This is a genomic window from Pseudomonas sp. CFBP2511, assembly GCF_030209255.1.
GTDB lineage: Bacteria > Pseudomonadota > Gammaproteobacteria > Pseudomonadales > Pseudomonadaceae > Aquipseudomonas > Aquipseudomonas avellanae.
On record NZ_JARVSI010000022.1, the window covers coordinates 153411 to 171677 of the forward strand.

At 55.6% G+C, this 18267-nt stretch carries 12 protein-coding genes and 2 pseudogenes; 6 read left to right on the plus strand and 8 right to left on the minus strand.

Annotated features, from left to right (window positions below):
- Nucleotides 1-24 precede the first annotated feature (24 nt).
- The 4 genes from QRN38_RS18585 to QRN38_RS18600 all read right to left on the minus strand — a co-directional run bounded on the left by QRN38_RS18585 (nt 25) and on the right by QRN38_RS18600 (nt 5672).
- Nucleotides 25-1236, minus strand: a complete 1212-nt coding sequence (locus tag QRN38_RS18585; RefSeq protein WP_007246143.1) for a hypothetical protein — start codon at nt 1234-1236, stop codon at nt 25-27.
- Nucleotides 1237-1404: 168 nt separating this feature from the next.
- Nucleotides 1405-2208: a type III secretion system effector phosphothreonine lyase gene (locus tag QRN38_RS18590; protein WP_057417011.1), complete on the minus strand. Its 804-nt coding sequence runs from the start codon at nt 2206-2208 to the stop codon at nt 1405-1407.
- Between the two features lie 166 nt (nt 2209-2374).
- Nucleotides 2375-3142, minus strand: a complete 768-nt coding sequence (locus QRN38_RS18595) for a cellulase family glycosylhydrolase (RefSeq protein WP_024666874.1) — start codon at nt 3140-3142, stop codon at nt 2375-2377.
- 604 nt (nt 3143-3746) lie between these two features.
- Nucleotides 3747-5672 (minus strand): NUDIX hydrolase, encoded by a 1926-nt coding sequence (locus tag QRN38_RS18600; protein WP_057419061.1) that lies wholly within the window; start codon nt 5670-5672, stop codon nt 3747-3749.
- A gap of 917 nt (nt 5673-6589) precedes the next feature.
- On the opposite strand from QRN38_RS18600, the pseudogene QRN38_RS18605 reads away from it, so the two are divergent.
- Nucleotides 6590-6712, plus strand: a pseudogene (locus QRN38_RS18605) (M20 family metallopeptidase); the annotation flags it as partial.
- A gap of 82 nt (nt 6713-6794) precedes the next feature.
- Nucleotides 6795-7217 (plus strand): annotated as a pseudogene (locus tag QRN38_RS18610) (alginate lyase family protein); the annotation flags it as partial.
- Nucleotides 7218-7232: 15 nt separating this feature from the next.
- Here QRN38_RS18610 and QRN38_RS18615 read toward each other — a convergent pair.
- The gene (locus QRN38_RS18615) at nt 7233-8846 is read right to left on the minus strand and encodes an ATP-binding response regulator (protein WP_057419047.1); all 1614 of its coding nucleotides are present in this window, start codon (nt 8844-8846) and stop codon (nt 7233-7235) included.
- Between the two features lie 273 nt (nt 8847-9119).
- Between QRN38_RS18615 and QRN38_RS18620 the strand changes: the two genes are divergently transcribed.
- From QRN38_RS18620 to QRN38_RS18630, 3 genes are all read left to right on the plus strand, one after another.
- Nucleotides 9120-9743 (plus strand): response regulator, encoded by a 624-nt coding sequence (locus QRN38_RS18620; RefSeq protein ID WP_057419048.1) that lies wholly within the window; start codon nt 9120-9122, stop codon nt 9741-9743.
- 409 nt (nt 9744-10152) lie between these two features.
- Nucleotides 10153-11775 carry an ATP-binding response regulator gene (locus tag QRN38_RS18625; RefSeq protein ID WP_162491807.1) on the plus strand — a complete coding sequence of 541 codons (1623 nt, stop codon included), beginning with the start codon at nt 10153-10155 and terminating at the stop codon, nt 11773-11775.
- A gap of 229 nt (nt 11776-12004) precedes the next feature.
- Nucleotides 12005-12511, plus strand: coding sequence for a hypothetical protein (locus QRN38_RS18630; RefSeq protein ID WP_011103337.1), 507 nt, complete (start codon nt 12005-12007; stop codon nt 12509-12511).
- 124 nt (nt 12512-12635) lie between these two features.
- Here QRN38_RS18630 and QRN38_RS18635 read toward each other — a convergent pair whose 3' ends face one another.
- Nucleotides 12636-13136 (minus strand): lipoprotein, encoded by a 501-nt coding sequence (locus tag QRN38_RS18635; protein WP_005769982.1) that lies wholly within the window; start codon nt 13134-13136, stop codon nt 12636-12638.
- Between the two features lie 179 nt (nt 13137-13315).
- Nucleotides 13316-14584, minus strand: coding sequence for an OmpP1/FadL family transporter (locus QRN38_RS18640; RefSeq protein WP_057419050.1), 1269 nt, complete (start codon nt 14582-14584; stop codon nt 13316-13318).
- A gap of 425 nt (nt 14585-15009) precedes the next feature.
- Between QRN38_RS18640 and QRN38_RS18645 the strand changes: the two genes are divergently transcribed.
- Nucleotides 15010-17985 carry an autotransporter domain-containing protein gene (locus QRN38_RS18645; RefSeq protein WP_057419051.1) on the plus strand — a complete coding sequence of 992 codons (2976 nt, stop codon included), beginning with the start codon at nt 15010-15012 and terminating at the stop codon, nt 17983-17985.
- 101 nt (nt 17986-18086) lie between these two features.
- Here QRN38_RS18645 and QRN38_RS18650 read toward each other — a convergent pair whose 3' ends face one another.
- Nucleotides 18087-18245, minus strand: a complete 159-nt coding sequence (locus tag QRN38_RS18650; protein WP_005769963.1) for a hypothetical protein — start codon at nt 18243-18245, stop codon at nt 18087-18089.
- Nucleotides 18246-18267 lie beyond the last annotated feature (22 nt).

Genomic DNA, 18267 nt, shown 5'->3' on the forward strand with positions numbered 1-18267 from the left:
GCTTCCCGATCAGATCAAGACACCTCAGCGTTCGCCATAAGCAAGCCGCCCGCTGACTGCAAAACCTTGCTCAAGCATCACGATTTTTTCCGGCTGAAAGTAATGCCCTGGATTGAGCAGAATTTCCTGCTCACCCGCCTCGCTGATGCTCATATCCGGATTGTGAGCATCCTGAATGGCATCCACGTGGATACCCGCAACGTGGTCGGCCTTGAAGCGGAAAAAGATCGACGAGGCATCAACGCGATTGCTCTGCAGATCACGCAGCGTTTGACGACGCAACACTTCAGATGAAAGGTCACCGCTTGTAAGGTCCACCGTATACCTGGCTCTGCTCAACCCTCGCTCATCCGACACACTGGAGAATTCTACTGCCGCGTCCGCGCTGGATGTCGTACTGAGAAAACCGTTGAACCGCAACGCCTTGCCCGAGAGCAGAGCTTGCAGCGCAGACTCGCCATTGAGCTGAGTCGTGAACAGATCGTCATGCCCTGTCGCACCTTTCAACAGAGAGACACCTGAAATACGCGGAGCGGCATGAATGAACCGTCGTAGAAGAGCCGTTTGTGGCGCCAACTGTGTTTCGATGTGGGTCTTGTGGATATTAAACTCCTCGGCGTTCAGTTCGCCCGCCTCGTAATGTCGAGCAAAATCACGGACAAAATTATTGACCTCGGCTTCGTTGTGGTATTTAGGGTCGAGGGATTGCAAGTAGTGGCTCAGTGAGCGATAACCCATCGCGCTGACATTCATCAGGTAGTTATCACCATAATCCTGCTGATAGGTATGCAATGCATCAACGACTTGCCTGCCCTGCGCAGGTGAACAGCGGTTAAAGTGCTGCAGACTGTTATATGCAATCCTGCTTTTTTCTGTCGGGAAATTATTGAGCTGATTGTTGAGAATACGCTGTTTTTCAAGCTCTGCCGCGTGCGCCAGTCGGTGGCGCTGACTTAAAACCTGTTGGGCAGAGGCAGGCGCTATGCCTCTTTGCCCCAATTGCGTGGTGTGCACTGTCTGAGGGGTTGCAAAGGCAGACGCAAACCCTGTCCGGTTAACGGCGGTTAGCGGAACAGAATGCCCCCCGATAACAGCCGTCGTATTTCCAGGTCTGGCAACACGGTGAACGCCTTGTGAGCTTTGCTGCGCGCGAGACGTGGATGCCTGGTGATGGGAAGGCTGATTATTGTAGAGGTAAGCCTGATTGGCAGAGTATTGAGAGACTGGATGTGGCATGGAATATTTCCTGTAAAGCGCGTCGTTGTGCGACGGCGTTCGTTCTATTTTTTGAGACGTGCTTTGTAAACACGCTCAGGCAGTGCATGGGGTAATCACACTCTTTGGAGAAACCCGTCATGGGCTTTAACGCAACTTGCTATGGGTGATGGTCACAGCCAGACTTGCTCAGCGAGTCCAGGGCGGTGGCATCAGCGAACGGCTTGACGCGCCTGACTTCACGGGCGAAGCGGCCACATCGGGAAATGAAACCAACTTGAAAAACGGTTCTTTTTCCAGTTCATTGGCCTGGCTGGAGGACCCCGCTCTTTCGCTTCTGTGTTCATTGCGATAAGACGCATAAGCCCAGTGACCGGGCGCTACATCCGATGCAGGGCGATGGTTGCTTTGTGGTACGCCGGCTGCGTGCAACTCATGCTCGATACTGCTGATCATGCCCCGTATTTTCCCCATGTATTCGGGGCTGTAGGTGTTGTCCGCGCGATCAGGTTTGGCATAAAGGGTGAACTGAGCACCCTGAGTGACACGCGCATGCTGAGCCGGCGAGTACGTATGTACGCAACTCATGTCGGTCACTTTCCACTTGTCGACCGGGCTGTCGTCGGCTTGCAGTAGCTTGCCTATCGCATCAAATGCGCTGGCAACATGCCGGGGCGCAACACTCAGGTGAAACTTGTCACCGACAAAGTCGCCCTTGCTCCTGGGCTCTCTGCGGTCCATATGAATAAACATGTCGGTGCCCGTCATTTTGAATTGATTGACAGCCGTCCAGCCACCATGATTTTCACCCAGCGCGCGCTGTGCAACCTCGTAAGTAGGTGCATGGTGATTCAAGGCGAAACGAGTCTGAGTGTTGGCAAGTACCTCTCCCTTATTCAGGCGACTCAGTTCAGCCCCCGTGTCTTTTTTGACCGCTGGTGAAGTCAACTGGGTGTTCAGCTTTAAACTGAGCATGGGTTTGCTTACGGGCATAACATTAATTTCCTGCTTTCGATTAAGATTTAAAATGCAGCGGTGGCAGCGCCATTGAGTCTCACCGACTCCTCCTTGATATTCACAAAATTTGAATTGAGCGATGGCCACCTTTACAGGCAGCCATGCGGCGGTTGGTTGATAAATAAACGTTCGTCAAACAGCCTCAGGAGAATTGATCCCCTTTCGAGAAGCCGACGTCGTGTTTGATCTTGCCGCCCTGGAACTGGTCCATCCACGGCAGGACATCTGCACCGGCGGCTTTCAGAGCGCCCATGTTGTCTTTTACGGCCTGATTGGCCCCGTCACGCTGTTCGAAGTTACTGCCCCCGGTCCAGTTGGCATTGCCGACTTCGCCGATCTGAGGTTTGAAGCCTGCGCCGCTCAGCGCCTTGATCTCCGATCCCAGTCGTGAAGAGGCGTCGGCACCACTGGCGTATTCATGGATACTGCCGATCAGGCCGGGGTTGTTACTGCCGTTGGCGGCCTTTAATTGAGCCGCGTATTTGACCAGCCCGCTTTCCCCGCCAGCCGTCAGACCACCGCCCCAATTGCTGTCCTCAACCACGATGTCGCCTTTGTAACCCGCGTCACGCGCAGACTTGATCAACGTGCTCTGCATGTTGGCCCAATCCTGAGTCGCACTTTTGCCACCTTCATTGAAGGTGTCGAGTACAAAGCTTGGGTGTTTTCCAAGTGCCGAAACCACGTTTTTGACATCGTCGGCAGCCTGTTTCAGCTTGTCGCCCGTCAGCACATTGCCACCGCCACCATTGGCGTTGTCGCGGAACGTAAACTGAACCTTGACCCCTTGTTTGTCACCGGCATCGACCATCGCCTTGAGCTTGGCCATTTGCGCCGGGTCATTGATCTGGTCGTGAGTCATCTGGATGCGCAGTGTTCCACCGCCGGCATTTTTTACATCCTCAACCATTTTTCGCGCTGCGTCGGGAGACGCAATCCGGTCAGGGACCGTGTTCGCGCCGCCATGAGCACCCAACCCCGCGTTATTGAACGCCGGGGTATCGCTGGGCTGTTGAGACGGGTTTGAGCCTGAAGTCGGACTGGCAGCACTGCAGGTGGAAGCCTGTCCGTGTCCGTTTCCGGCCGAAGCAGAAGGCTGGCTTTCAGAACGATTATGGGCGGAAGCATTTCCGATTACGCTTTTTAGCAACGCATAGATGAGCGTCTTCAAGGCCTCGACCAGGCCACTCTGTCCCGCGCCCCCCGCTCGTCCATTCCCTGTGGTGGCGGCTGTCGGCGTGCTGTTCCCCCAACTCACCGCGCTTGGCGAACGATGGGCACTTTCCGGAGAAAGAAAGTGCACGGCATTGCTCGATGATTTCCCGGAAAAGTCCGGGCTCGGCGCGTGATTGCCCGATGAGACGGGGGACCACACAGGGCCGTTGTTGCTTACAGAGGTATTCATACTCATTTCATTACTCCTTTCCTGTGGAGGTAACGCGTTTGGGTGAACCGGTTTTTCGCAGGGTTGCAGAATCTTCCTTATCGTCTGTCAGCGCTCAAGCAGATGAAATTCATTTAAAAGGGGTCTTTAGGCGAACCCGCACCGCGTCTCGCAAGATGGCAGTGTCCACTGCGTTGGACAGCAATCTTTCTGCCTCGGTAATTTTTGCCAACTTGACGCTCTGAGATTCCCAACCCATATCAGAAGGTGTTCCCCCTGTACGTTTGGCAAGGTAATAGCGGGTACGTGATGTCGTTCGGTCGTAGTCACCGATAAAGCCATGGAATTCAACTATTAGCCCCGTCTCTTCGTAGACTTCCTTGAGTGCATTGGTCCTCAAGTTAAGACCGGATTCCAGCTTTCCCTTGGGAAACGCGTGCGTTGCGCCGAACGGGTGGTTGGTCGGCTCGGTGATCCATAGCCTGCCGTCGGGCTCAAAAATTATCGCGCCACTGGCGGCAGCAAGATGATTGGAAAACTTGAATTCGGGCTCTTTGAAGTCGATAGCACGGGTTTTAAGCTGGCGCCAGCCATCCAGCGTGCTGGGGGGCTTGATTGAACTGAACGCCAGGTTGTTTATGACGCCACTGACAGTGCAGTGAGGGACAAAAACGGCTGTTGCGTCTCGATCACGCCAGGTAGGCGTAGCGCTGGGTGAAGTGGGGTGTTCAACAGTGACTACATGGCCAGCCTCATTCTTTTGGCGATGAATATGAGGAAGTGTCTGTTTCATATTGACAAGCCAATGCTTACGACTGATCAGTCTTTTACCGAGTTCAATGCGTTCGCTGTAATTGCCGGGACCGTGTTCTGCGCAGAGTGCCTTAATACGGTCGTCCGGTATTCTTTCTATTGCCGCAATGCCCATGCGGATGTCATTACGCTCAATTTTCCGAAAGGCGTGACTGGACGTGTTTTCTTTGCGAGACAGCATCGTGACCAGTTCCATTGGCGTGTTACCGAACTGATTACCCTTATGCCCCCCTTGGGCGCGAAAGAGCAGCGAGCCACCCAGGTCGATGCGCACAGGTTTGTTACGGTCATTGAAGATGATATTGTCTCCCGTCTGACCGATGACATCCCAGTTCGCCAACCAGGCGTCCACAGCAAAGCCGGACCGTAACTGGCCACTTCCCTCTATCGTTTTGATGTCTTTATGATTCCCGCCTATCAGTTTGGAAATCAATGCCGGCTTGCCCTGGCGAGACGCCATTTTTATGTCAGGCACATCAATTCCTGCGGCGCGGTACAACTTGGAGGCCAGAACCTCGTTTCGAAGTCTATTGGTAGAAGGGTTCGTTTTCACATACCATTTAACGCCATCGGGTGCTTGAAACAATCCTCCTGGGTTAGAACCCTTGGCGCCAGAGAGCTGGCTCCATTTATCAGTCTCGATGACCTCGAGTTCGCCCCCCCTTTTGGACCGCCCTAAAACGTTCATGTCTACGACAATGTACGCACCTTCCCGGCGAGCATGGGTAATTTCGTACCGGTTGGTGATATCCAGAATGACTTCATGTTCACTCTTGCTGGCCACCGATAACGGCAACCGGCTTTCACTGAGTGTCACACCCCTTGCACCACTGAGATTGCGCGCGGGAACGGCGGACTTCGCGTGCAGCACAAACAGAACCGGTGTTTCTTTATTTTTGTTCGCGTTCCCCACCGCAAAACCTTGTGAAATGGCCGACACTGTCGAAGCACTGGCCACCCCCGTCGCGGTATAAACACCTTTAACTACCCGCAAGCCATGGATAAGACCATGGGCTATTTCGCGACTTTCGTAACCCCAAGAGATATTCAGTAATCGCGCCGCAGTCTTCTCCGGCAGCGATATCCCCCGATAAAGCACTTTAGTTTGACCCGGCTCGGCCAGGTCAATGGAATAGCGCGGTATGGCGGCCCTCAAATCCGCAAATTCTTCGTCGGTTGTTTCGGCGGCCGTGTACTTCTGCAGCAGTAGCATGAACTCTCTGCCGTCTATTGATTTCAGCACGCCGCCCTGCTGGCGTGCCAAACGATACTCATCAGCCGTGTTGAAATGCTCCAGTGGAAATCCCTCCACCTTGCCTCGCCCTCGCGAAACAAAGTTCGGCACTTTATTACCGCCTGGCGCCAGTGCTGACGTACTTTGAGCGTTTGAAAACCCAAGATGACTAAAGCTGTGTGTTATCGGGTTCATTATTGAGCACTCCTGCGCGTTCGTCTCGGGGCACGCGATGAATTTTCGTCCTTGGGATTACAGGCATCATGATAGTTATCAGGCCCGACAGCAGTCAGTCGATACTCACGAGGCACATTGCCACTCTCCGGCTCGGCCGACTCCTGAATAACGCTGGGTGATAATAAGCAACTTAAAATAACCAGCCAATTGCCACTACGGACCAAATACTGCCAATAAGCAGAGCTTATAATCGATTCGAGGTAATCCATGGCAAATGCTCACCGTCTATACCCATTAGAAAATTGAGTTAGCTGAGTGTCGCCTTGTGTCATCGGGTTCCATTAAACAAACAGGAGATGCATGAGCAATAAAGGACTATCACTGTGAGTGATAAAGCGTTAGGAAAAAAGCGTTTAAGTTCTGTGAAAAAAAAGATGGCGCGTCACCCGACCGTCAATGTGTAGCAAACTGATTAGTCATACGATAACTTATGAGACGCTCAGCACTGACATCAATAACCCTGAACTGTACAAGTTCGTTCAAACAGAGCATGTCGCAAACTTGCAAAATACCAACGATCTTTGGCAGCGGCCTTTACAGTAGAGGCTACCTCCTCACAGTCGTTTGAACGCCTCAGAAGCTGTGCGCGCGAGTACGCTCTGCAGGACGGCGCATGGCTTTTCTCACCGAACAACTGACCCTACATGGGTTTTCCTGCGAGCGGCGGTTTCAGGGAGCGTCGTTTCAACCTCCTGGCCTGCCAGCGCAGCCGTGACGCCATTCGGCGCGGGCCTGGCGTTGGTTTGATACTGACTGGCGGAGAAGAAACCGCCTGTGACGGCGCCAAGGAACTGTGCAGTGACGCACCCCACTAGCTGGGCGAACCGGGCGCGCAACTGAACACCCTGATTGATTTACCCGCTTTTTGCGCCGCCCCCGACGCGCCCTGGGTACAACAGGGTGCAGGAAAGCGGACGCGATCAGGGGCACTCGACGCTGGACATCGCCCTGATCGGCGTCATATGCCAGATGGCCTGGAATCAGGGTGATGATTTATTCGGCTTTGAGAATAACCTCGTGCTTAAAGCCAGCGAGTATGTCGCCAAATACAATCTGGGTTATGACGTTCCCTGGACGTACTACACGACCAGCGACGGCACCGTTCAGACTGAAATCTCATCGGCGAGCAGAGGCAGCACCCGCCCTGTCTGGACCCTGATCTACAACCACTACAACCGGGTCAACGGTCTGGAAGCTAAGTACACCAAGGAAATGATGGACAAGTTCGGCCCTGAAGGCGGTGCATATGGCGCAAACAGCGGCGGGTTCGATCAGTTGGGTTATGGGTCGCTGCTGTTTAATTCCGATGTGAAGTAAAGCACTGCGCACGTGTCAGGGCGTATTCACCCGCCTTTCGCGAACCGACAGCAGGTTCAGGCGCAACTCGGAGGGGCGCAGCGGTTTGGACAGCACCGACACTTCAGCGCCCTGCAATGATTCGAGAACCACTTCCACTTCCCTACCGGTCACGATCAGTGCCGGCACATCCCAGCCTCGCGCCGCTCGTATGTTCTCGATGCAGTCAAGGCCGTTGGCCGCTGTGCCCAGATCGTAATCGGCGACAATGATGTCGCAATCGGTAATCAGCCCTTGCGCCGAGCGGGCGGTCTGGACTTCGCATCCCCATCGTTCAAGCAACGCCGCGGTGGCCATCAACACGTTGTTGTCGTCTTCCACCAGGCAGATCCTGACCCCCTTGAGCAAGCTGTCGCCCAATGGTTTTTTGCGCACGCGCTGCACCGGCGCGCTCACTTCTTCAAGGCCATGAATGGTGACAGACGTGCCGCGATCCACCTCAGACTCGATGTTGATCTTTACGCCGAGAATCTGACTGAGCCGCTTGACGATGGACAACCCCAGCCCCACGCCCTCCACGTCTTTGTCGCGGGCATGCCGGATCCGGTAAAACTCTTCACATACGCGGGGCAGATGCTCGGCAGCAATGCCGCGCCCACGATCATGCACGCTGATCGACAGGCCACCCTTGTTTCGCCGCACACCGATCAGCACCGGATGCTCCGGCGCATATTTGAGCGCATTGGACAAAATGTTCTGCACCATCGTCGCGAGCAGGGTGGCATCGACCCTTGCCCAGCGCCGGCAAGGCCGCACCCTGAGGTCCACTCCCGCCCATCGCGCAGCCGCGGTGTTTTGCTGAGCGATCTCATTGAGCATTTCACCCAGATGGACCACGTCTGACTTGGCGAAGACCTTGCCGCTGTCCAGTGTGTAGATGTCCAGAATCGTGCGAAACAGCTGCGAGACGTTGTGCAGGGAACGATCAATGTTGTCGACCAACTGACGCTCATAATCGCCCAGCGGGCTTGAGCGCAAACAGGCGGTAAACATACCGATGGAGTGAATGGGCTGACGCAGATCGTGACTGGCCTGCGCCAGAAAACGCTCCTTTTCACGAGTAGCCACGGTCGCCTGTTCCGACGCCTTACGCGTTCTCACCAGCAGAATATGAGCGTATCCGGGCACCAGAATGGTAACGGCGACCAGCATCAGCACCATGAACGGCTGTGCCTGCCAGTAAGGCGTCAATTGATAGATGATCAGTATCGCCAGCAGGGCCAGCGACGCGGCAATTGCCAGATAACGAGAGCCATAGCGCATGCCATTGCCCAGCGTCACCCAGACCATCACACTGAAAATCGGCAGTGTCGCCTCTCCTCCCACAATCAGCCCTACGGAAATACCGGTGTAGTCATGGACCATTCCGAGTACCCGACGCACCGCATATACACCGGGGTAACTGATAATGTGCTGGCGCAGGACCAGAGAAACCACCAGAAAGCCCGCATAGTAGAGAATGATCGGTTGATATTTCGCCACATTGAGCCCTGGCAGGAAGCCGACCAGCGATACATAGGTGATCGCAAAGGTTGCCACGATCAGCCTGAGCGTGGCCTGATCCAGTTCAGCGTTTTTCCGGTCTTTCATTGGCGCACCTCGTTGCTCTGTATGCGTAGCTGCTTAAAGGCTCCAGGTTCACTGCCCTGTTGATACGGGCACAACACAGCCCTCTACTCTGCCGCCCGAAAAGGCAACTAAATCACACTATCGCCGCCGGTATTAGCGTACTAGCATCATACGATCAGCTCTTTCCCGAACGTCGATACCGAGCAAAAATAGTCACTTTAAATGTGTAACACAGACGATACATATTGTTTCTATCGAGTATGATGGCCCGATTAAAATACCGGAAGCAGAGGCATGTCGTGCAGAATCATAGTGGCTGACGACCACCCCTTATTTCGTGAAGGTATGTTGCGTACCATCGAACGTCTGTTACCAGAGGCCGTTATCGAGCAGGCCGGCAACCTCAATGAGGTGCTGATGCTTGCGCGCTCGGGCGATGAAGTTGACACGCTGATTCTCGACCTGCGCTTTCCAGGTTTGAATTCGATGCAGACCATCGCCGAACTGCGCAACGAGTTCCGGCGTACCTCCATTATCGTCGTGTCCATGGTCGATGACCCCGAGACCATTGCTCAGGTCATGTCGAACGGGGCTGATGGTTTTATCGGCAAGAACATCGACCCGCAGGAGATAACCGAGTCCATTGTCGCTATCCGCCAAGGTGAAGTTGTCGTCAAGTACAAGTCTGAAGGCTCGATATTCAATGAATCGGCGGTTAACGCCCTGAGACCGCTCACGACCCGCCAGAAGCAGGTTCTGGGTCTGGTGGCGGCAGGAAAAACCAACAAGGAAATCGCCAAGGAACTGGGTATCTCGCCCTTCACCGTGCGTATACACGTTTCCAGTCTTCTCAAGGTGCTGGGCGTTTCCACCCGATCCGCCGCTGCGGCTCAATTTTCCAGCTTGGCTATCAGGTAACAGCATCAGTCTGCACGACTCAGTGCTGTCAGGTTCAGAGCTCGGTTGATAAGAGGTTGCACACCCCTCTTCGTTAAAAACCGTACAACGCTGCTGACAATAATTTTGATTACTGGCATCAGGCATTAAAACGCAGGAAGCTAGAAACCCCAATAGTACACCTGTACTAATGGCCAAAAGACATATAATCGGATAAGCGACCTGCATCAAGCGCACGCTAACTTTCCTTGAATCCACGCTGGTTCACCGGACACTTCTATCCTGCAGTGCGCCCGCACGCTTAAACTCCCCAGCGTATATAAATCGTTGTACTATCACCGGCTCACTGACAAACCTGACTTGCCCTCTCAGCCTCACAGGACTGACCAGGATCGTGATGTCTATTCTCTCCAGATGCAAAGACCTGGAAATGATCCAGGCACTGTTGCGCATGGCTGTTATTGCTACGTCGTCACTGTATGCGCTGATCATGTATGCCCTGGACGACATGTCCGCAAACCGGATGTGGGTGATTCTGGGTTATTGCCTGGCCTTCGCCGTCGTCAATGTGGGCCTGATCTGGCGTATTGCAGTGCGACCCGGCGCGTCCACGCGGCGCAGGATGTTCGCACTGGTTGTCGACAACATGGCCGGTATCGTCACCATTACCGTGGGTGGCGAGCCTATGCTGCCGGTCTATTCGGTCATGCTGAGCATGACGGTCGGCTACGGCATGCGCTACGGACGCAATTACCTGTTGCTGGCCACCGGTTTTGCCTTGGCATCGTTATGCCTGATCATTCAGCTCACGCCCTTCCTGCAGGAGCATCCTGCCGTGGCGGTCATGATGATCCTGACAATGCTGGTGCTGCCATTATTCGTTTATTTCCTGCTCTCGCGACTGCACATTGCGCTGAATGAAACCCAGGCGGCCAACGATGCCAAATCACGTTTTCTTGCCCAGGCCAGCCATGACCTGCGCCAGCCGATCCACTCCATCAGCCTGTTTACTGCGTGCTTGCGCGACGCATCACTGGGTACGGACGAGCGCCGCCTGGTGGATAACATTGACCGGGCCTTGAGCGCCGTAGAACAGCTTTTTCGCTCGTTGCTGGATATCTACACGCTGAACCAGGGTGAGGTGAATCCACGCCTGGAAACCGTCGATGTCGATGCGTTATTGAGCGGGCTGGCCGGCCAGAACAGCGAAGCCGCCAACTGGGCTGGGGTCGAGATCCGTGTGCGCCCTTGCCGGCAACATATACACAGTGACCCGGCGCTGCTGCGCACCCTGCTGCAGAACCTGATGTCCAACGCCTTCAAATATGCCCCGGGCAAACCGGTGCTGATGGCCTGCCGACAGCGCGCTGGAAAATTGAGTATCGGTGTCTATGACATGGGCCGTGGCATCCCGGCAACGCACCTGCCGCATCTGTGCAACGAGTTTTATCGCGTGCGCGAAGAGCGCGATCAGGACATCGAGGGCATAGGGCTGGGGTTAAGCATCGTCAATCGGGTCGCCACCTTGCTGAACCTGCATGTCGGGATCAATTCACGCCTGGAGAAAGGTACTGCGGTTGTGCTCAGCGGACTGCCGATCGTGAACGCACTTCAGGCCGCGCCCACGCCGGATATCGACTGGAACAAACACTTGCTGGGCGGCTTGCGTGTGCTGTTGATCGAGGACAACTACAACGTGCTGCAAGCGACCGCCATGCTGCTGCGCAAATGGGGCTGCGACGTCCAGACCGCCTCCGCCACCCCCGAGGCAAGCGTCGATTGCGATCTGGTGGTCACCGACTTCGACCTTGACCGAAGTGCCACCGGCGCCGACTGCATCCGCTACCTGAGCGAACTGCATGGCCGACGGATACCGGCCATCGTCATCACCGGTCATGCGATCCAACATGTACAGCAATCGCTGAACGACCCACGGATTCCGGTTTTGTCCAAACCGGTGCGACCTGCCGAACTGCGCTCACTGTTGCTGAGTTTCAAGATGGATCTGCTGCAAACGGCAACTCCCGACAGGGCGTCCCTTGCCGGGCCATGAGTGCGATCGGCAACGTTGGGTTGCGCACATATCCAGGTTAAAGCTGTGCGCCGTACCGCGTTAGTACACCTGTACTATAGTTGATCGTTATATCGGTAGCCTAAGCTAAGCGTTAAACGACTTCAGCAAACATGAGACGTTGCAAGGCCTGTTCATCGAGGCTTTGCCGCACGTGTCTGTCTGTCTATAAAAGCTTTCAATAACGGGCTTACCTTCAGGGGCAATCGGCATGGGCAATTATTATTCACTGGCACGGCTAAAGGGTTTAGCGACTGCAATAACGATCATGGCAACGATGACCGCCTGCTCGACAGGGGGCGGTAATCCTCTTGGTGCGCTGGATTCGCTGACGGGCGATTCAAAGTATGCGCCCGAATTCATCAAGGCCAATATCATTGCCAATAAATCTACCAAGGCAAGTATCAGAGAAAAATTCGGCGCGCCTAACTCCGTACGCGATAACCTGGGTAATAATTCATCGACGTGGAGTTACGATCGCCGCGAATCCGGGCTAAACACAATAAAGAAAATGGCGATCAAGTACAGCAACCGTTATGGGTCCGGAACGGCCGCGTCAAGTGTTTTGCAGGGTGAGTCACGTGTGGGTGATGCCCAGGAAATACTGGACGACACAGGAACTGTCACAGGGTCCAACGCACCGGGACAGAAGACCGTAATCAATGAAATCGATATCGACTTCAAAGGTGATGTAGTGAGCAGCTTCAGGACCTACTGATAACACGGCAGCTCACCGCAACAACACACCGCACGCCGTCAAGCACTCTCGGTTGAATCACGCCATGACGGCTGAATCTTAAATAAAGCCGGTCATTACTCAAAATTACCGGCGATAAGCCGATCTATTTCTGCAGTGTAAACTCAGCCTTGTCAAAAGACAGCCAGCAGGAATCGTTGTCGGTCCACTTCGATTCGCTGGTGCCTAATACGCCTTTCATGAGAATCTTGTCGCCTTTCTTGAAGGCGCTTATCTTCTTCTTGTTGACCAACAGGTCATCGCGAGTCAAACCCTGGCCCGTGCATTTGGGATTGCGAGGGTCGCTGAATATGACAGCGATCTGATTTTGGCCGACAATTGTTCCTGTTTTGGTAATGCGCTGCACAACACCCGGAATAATCAGTGTTCGGGCGTCCCATTTTTCTTTCGCGGTGACCTCGTTGGTTTGCCAATCGCCCCAGATTTCTGTCAACGTTGTTTCCTTGGCATCGGTCAGCCCTCTGAAATCTCCGCTTAGCACATCACCTGTCTGGTCAATTACACCATTGGTCACCGACATGGCCTGATCAAGACCTGCACACCCCGACAAAGCCAGAATCAATGGAAACAAGGCTACACTTTTCATTCACACACTCCGCTGGCTGGTTACTTATGTGCTTTACCCCCTATGTTGAAATAATGGAGGGCAAAAAACTTCGCACAAAATCGTAGCCACTGCGCAAAACGACATCAATAGTACAGGTGCACTACAACGCGCTGCTCCAGCGGCTGGAAACATGAAACATCACACATAACAACTGACGGTCAGAAACGATAGGTCGCGCCAACGCCGAGTAAATTCGCATGGCTCTGATACGTCGCACTGTAGCTGCCTAACGCATTGGCGCGGCTGACATCGACACTTTCTTCCTGAAGAAAAGAGTAAGCCACATCAAGAGTCAGTTGCGGGGTGACCTCATAGCCAGCCCCAACGCTGAATACCTCGCGATCCCCTGTGGGTGTGCGTGGTGATCGATCAGTGTTGCTGGTCGGCGACTGATCGAACAGCACGCCTGCACGCAGTACCCACTGTTGATCCAACCGGTAGGCCGTGCCGATGGCATAAGCCCATGTGTCGTGCCAGTTCAGGCCTTCCTGAATAGACCCCGTCAGTGCTGATGCCAGGGAGCCTCCCTGCGCAGCGGAAACTGGCTGATTACGAAGGCTCAGGTCCTGCATGCTGCTCCAGCCGGTTCGGGTAGCACTGGCATAAAGCGTCCAGGCGTCACTCAGTTTCTGGGTAACGGAAAGATCGTATGACTCTGGCGTGGCCACTTTCAACGTACAGTCATAGCGATTGCTGGCGAGCAACTGCGGTGGCGTCCCGGCACCGGTCGAGACCTGCGTATGGCAGCCAAGTTTGTAATCGACTTTGGAATGGTAGGTCAGGCCCACACGCGTGGTGTCGGTCGCATTGAACAGCACGCCGATGTTGAAGCCTACCGCCGTGTCATCACCGCTGACTTTTACGCGCGTGTCGGCGATGGCGGGATTGAGCGTGATATCCGACTCCAGCGTCCCGGCAATTCGATTGAACGTGGGACCTGCGCCAATCGACAACCTGTCGTTGAAGGCGTAGCTGACCGTGGGCTGCACTGTCACCACCTTGAGGTCGCTCTTACTGGCAAACATGCGCCCCTGAAAGCCATTTTCATAGTCAGTCGACAAACCAAAAGGTGCATAGATACCCAGGCCAAACGCCCAGTGCTCATCGAGTTTCTGGGTGTAAAACCCGAATGGAACCGAGCTGAACGGCACCATGTCGCCGTCATTGCTGCCTCGTGAACGACCGGCTGCATGGCTGATGTCGGTCGATGCATCAACGAACGTGACACCTACCGTGATTTGCGTGCCCTCAAGACGCGCCATACCCGCCGGGTTGCCATAGACCGTGCTGGCGTCCTGCGCCATTGAAGCGCGTCCGGCCTGACCGACGCCCATGCCGCTGATGCTCTGCTCGGTGCGCGCAAAACCGCCAGCAAGAATTTGGGAGGATGCCAGCGCAGCCGTGAGGCCAAGTGTTCTCTTGAGCATAGTAATTCTTATCTGCAGGATTCAGTGTTTATACGTGACGGGAACAGCTTCGCGGGCAACTTGCTTGGGCCACTGTCATCTTTCACGAGCGATGTTTAGTGCGCGCACGAGATTAAGTTGCGCAGAAGAAAACTTCTATAGTACACATGAGCTATTGAAATATTGCATGCCCGGTGTATCGGCCAACTCGCACTGTAGTGATTGGCCACTAGTACATGCGTGCTATTTTAATAACAACTTCGCCTCTCGATACTCCCGTTGTTGGCACCCTGCCGAACGGAAACGCTTAAGCCCTCAGGGCTGGCAGCCACCCTTGTGGTCTTTATGGAGTATCTGGAGTCGCTATGAACCCCTTATTTAGAATATCCCCCCTTGCCTTTGCGATTACTCTTGCACTGCTCCCGGAGGCCCATGCAGTTGACTATGTGCTCACTAACGGTCAGGAAACCTTTAACAGCGACCGCGTAATCGATGGCGCGATCGACGTCAATTCAACTGACGGCAACACCTCCACCCTCACGATCAACAGCGGCGCAACGGTGACCAGCGAAGGCGGCCGTATCGTGGGTCAAGCCAGCCGTACTGGCGTCAACATGGCTCAGGCCAACGTTGTGGTTGAAGGGGCCGGTTCGCGCTGGGTGGTGCCTCGCACCTCGTTCGTGCTAGGTAACACCATCGTTGTCGGTGGTGTCGGTCAGGGCGACCTGACGGTTCGCAACGGGGGCCAGGTGTCGGTGCGGGATCTGGATCTGGGTGACGTCAGTGGCGCCCGTTCTAATGCATTTTCGAACGCGCAACTGCTGGTGAGTGGCCAGAACTCTCTGGTCGACGCGGTTAACATCGAGGCCGGTGGGGTTTTTGTCTATCGTTCAGGCATAACGGCCAATGACGGCGGCAAAATCAATAGCCAGCAGGTCGACATTGACTCGGTCGTCAGGCTTTCCGGTGCAGGAACGCGCTGGGACAACAGCGGCTCCTTCCTGAATAGAAATGACCTGACCCTTGAGAACGGCGCAGTACTGACAAGCAACTCTCTAAGACTGGGTTCGGCCGTCATCAACCGTAGCAATCAGGTCAATGTTACCGGACAGGGCACCCGCCTCGACGCGCAAACGTTGACGCTCGGCACCAGCATTGTCCGTACTTACCTGACGCTGGCCGACGGTGCCGAATTGAGCGCCACCAACGGTATGCTCATCAGCCTCGTGAACGACAGCAACACGGCGACGCGCGGTACGCTTGCCATCGGCGGCTCGGTCGCGGTGGACCCTGACCGTACCGATGTCGATTCCATGACTGCCGGCGCAGCTCAGGCGGCAGGCCGACTGAACCCGCAAACCGCCGTCAGCTTTGGCACCGGCAACGGTTCCCTGGCGTTCAACCATACCGACCCCGATCTGCAGTTCGCCAACACGCTGAACGGAACGGGTCGAGTGTATGCGTTCAGCGGAAACACTACGCTGAGCGGCGACACCTCGGGGTTAGCCGGTAGCGTCGTTGTACGCGGTGGCCGACTGGTGTTGTCGGGGAACGTCGACCAGGTCAATCAGCGCGGCAACACGGCCACCACCCAAAGCGTTTCGCAGTTTAACGTAGGTAACGGCACCCTGGTGGTCAACGGCATTGCGGGCCGCACACAGTTCGGGACTTACACCAACAGCGCCCAGGTGCTGGACGGCGGCGTGTTGGCCGGCGTCGGTCAAGTGGGCACCACCCAGGTTGCTGCCGGCGGTACGCTGTCGCCCGGCGAAAACGCCATCGGCGCACTGGCCATACAAGGCGACCTGGACATGGCCGCCGGCTCACGCTACGCCGCAGACATCGCCGGCGACGGCAGGGCAGACAAGATCAACGTGAGCGGCACAGCGACCCTGCGCGGTACGCAGGTCAACGTGACCGCGCTGGATCCCGCGCAAAGCTATCAGAGCGGCAGAACTTACACCCTGCTCTCCGCTCAGGGCGGCTTGGTCGACGGCGCCGCAGCAGGCACTGCCTATGCCCAGGCGCTGACCAACTCGGCGTTCCTGAATGTCGGGCTGCAACGCACCGCCAATGATCTGAATCTCACCATCGAGCAAAAAAGCGTAGAGCCGACTCCTACACCTACGCCAACTCCAACTCCAACTCCAACTCCAACTCCAGAGCCCACACCGACGCCAACCCCGACTCCAACACCAACACCAACACCAACACCAGAGCCTGTACCGACGCCAACCCCTACACCCACTCCAGAACCTGCGCCAACGCCTGCTCCCGAACCAGCCCCTACCCCGGGCATCTTTCAGACAGTCATGCTGACCCAGAACCAGTTCAATACCGCTGGCGCGCTAAGCGTACTGGCGCAAAGCGGCGAACCGCTGCGTCTCTACAACAACCTGCTGGTTCTGGACGCTGAAAGTGCTCGTGACGCTGCCGATCAACTGTCCGGCGACTATCACAGCAGCACCTCGACAGCCCTGATCGCCAACAGCCAGGTGGTCTCCGGCGTGCTGGGCACTCGCATGCGCAACCTTCTGGATACGGGCACGCTGCGCATGCCGGCCATGGCACTCAATCTGATGCCAAGCGCACCGACCACTCAAAACGGCGCCTGGGTGCAGCCATTCGGCAACTGGACCAAGGTAGACGGCAATAACGGCGCCGGCGGTCTGCAGCAAAGCACCGGCAGCCTGCTGTTCGGGGCGGACGGCAGCTTTACGCCTGACTGGCGTGGCGGCGTTTACGCCGGCTACAGCCGCTCGAAGTTCGATGCCGATAACCGCGATGCCGACGGCCACAGCGACAACTATCATCTGGGCCTCTACACCGGCGCTCAGATCGACGCTCTGCGTCTCAGCGCTGACGTCGGTTACACCTGGCACAAGCTGGAGAGTGAGCGGAATGTGGCGTTTGCCGGATTCAGTGACCACTTGACCGGCAAGCGCAACGCCCAGTCGCTACAGGCCAGTGGCGAAGCGGCCTATCGCATACCGATTGGCCGCGTGGCCCTGGAGCCTTTCGCCGGCCTGTCCTACGTGCGCTACGATGCCAAGGACATGCACGAAAAAGGCGGACCAGCCGCTCTGGACGTGTCCAGCGATAAACAGGACACCTTCTTCTCGACGTTGGGTCTGCGCGCGTCGTCGAACATCGATGTGGCCAACATCAACACTCAGGTTTACGGCTCGCTGGGATGGAGACGCGCCTACGGTGACCTGGACCCGCGCAACATTCAGTCCTTCGCCGGCGGCCCGAACTTCGAAGTACAAGGGGTCGCTCAAGCGCGCAACACGGCCCTCACTGAAGTGGGCGCGAAACTGCGCTTGAATCAGCGCACCGACCTGGACCTGTCCTACCAAGGGCAGTTCGGTACCGACACGCGCTTCCATTCGGTTAACGCGGGGGTCACGGTCCGCTTCTGACCGTAGTTGCAACGTCGGGCTGGATAATACTCGAGGTTGTAACGCTCACTTCAACAAGCACTGACCAAAAAGGCGTCCCGACGGACGCCTTTTTGCTGTGCTCAAACCTGCTCGTCGTCCTTGTCATCATCGTCATGCTTGAGTGCCGGCTTCAGGCCTGGCTGAGGCGCGTGCTCGGCATTGGGCGCGATTTCTTCGCCGTGGTTCTTTTTCTCTTGCTGAACTTTTTTGTCGTGGGCGACATTACGTGGGTCGGTCATGAGAATTCCTTGAGTGGGCAGA

Coding starts and splice junctions, on each gene's coding strand:
- QRN38_RS18635 (WP_005769982.1), bottom strand. CDS start 13,136: ATGAAAAGTGTAGCCTTGTTTCCATTGATTCTGGCTTTGTCGGGGTGT.
- QRN38_RS18585 (WP_007246143.1), bottom strand. CDS start 1,236: ATGCCACATCCAGTCTCTCAATACTCTGCCAATCAGGCTTACCTCTAC.
- QRN38_RS18640 (WP_057419050.1), bottom strand. CDS start 14,584: ATGCTCAAGAGAACACTTGGCCTCACGGCTGCGCTGGCATCCTCCCAA.
- QRN38_RS18595 (WP_024666874.1), bottom strand. CDS start 3,142: ATGGTTGAGGATGTAAAAAATGCCGGCGGTGGAACACTGCGCATCCAG.
- QRN38_RS18630 (WP_011103337.1), top strand. CDS start 12,005: ATGGGCAATTATTATTCACTGGCACGGCTAAAGGGTTTAGCGACTGCA.
- QRN38_RS18650 (WP_005769963.1), bottom strand. CDS start 18,245: ATGACCGACCCACGTAATGTCGCCCACGACAAAAAAGTTCAGCAAGAG.
- QRN38_RS18620 (WP_057419048.1), top strand. CDS start 9,120: ATGTCGTGCAGAATCATAGTGGCTGACGACCACCCCTTATTTCGTGAA.
- QRN38_RS18590 (WP_057417011.1), bottom strand. CDS start 2,208: ATGCCCGTAAGCAAACCCATGCTCAGTTTAAAGCTGAACACCCAGTTG.
- QRN38_RS18625 (WP_162491807.1), top strand. CDS start 10,153: ATGATCCAGGCACTGTTGCGCATGGCTGTTATTGCTACGTCGTCACTG.
- QRN38_RS18615 (WP_057419047.1), bottom strand. CDS start 8,846: ATGAAAGACCGGAAAAACGCTGAACTGGATCAGGCCACGCTCAGGCTG.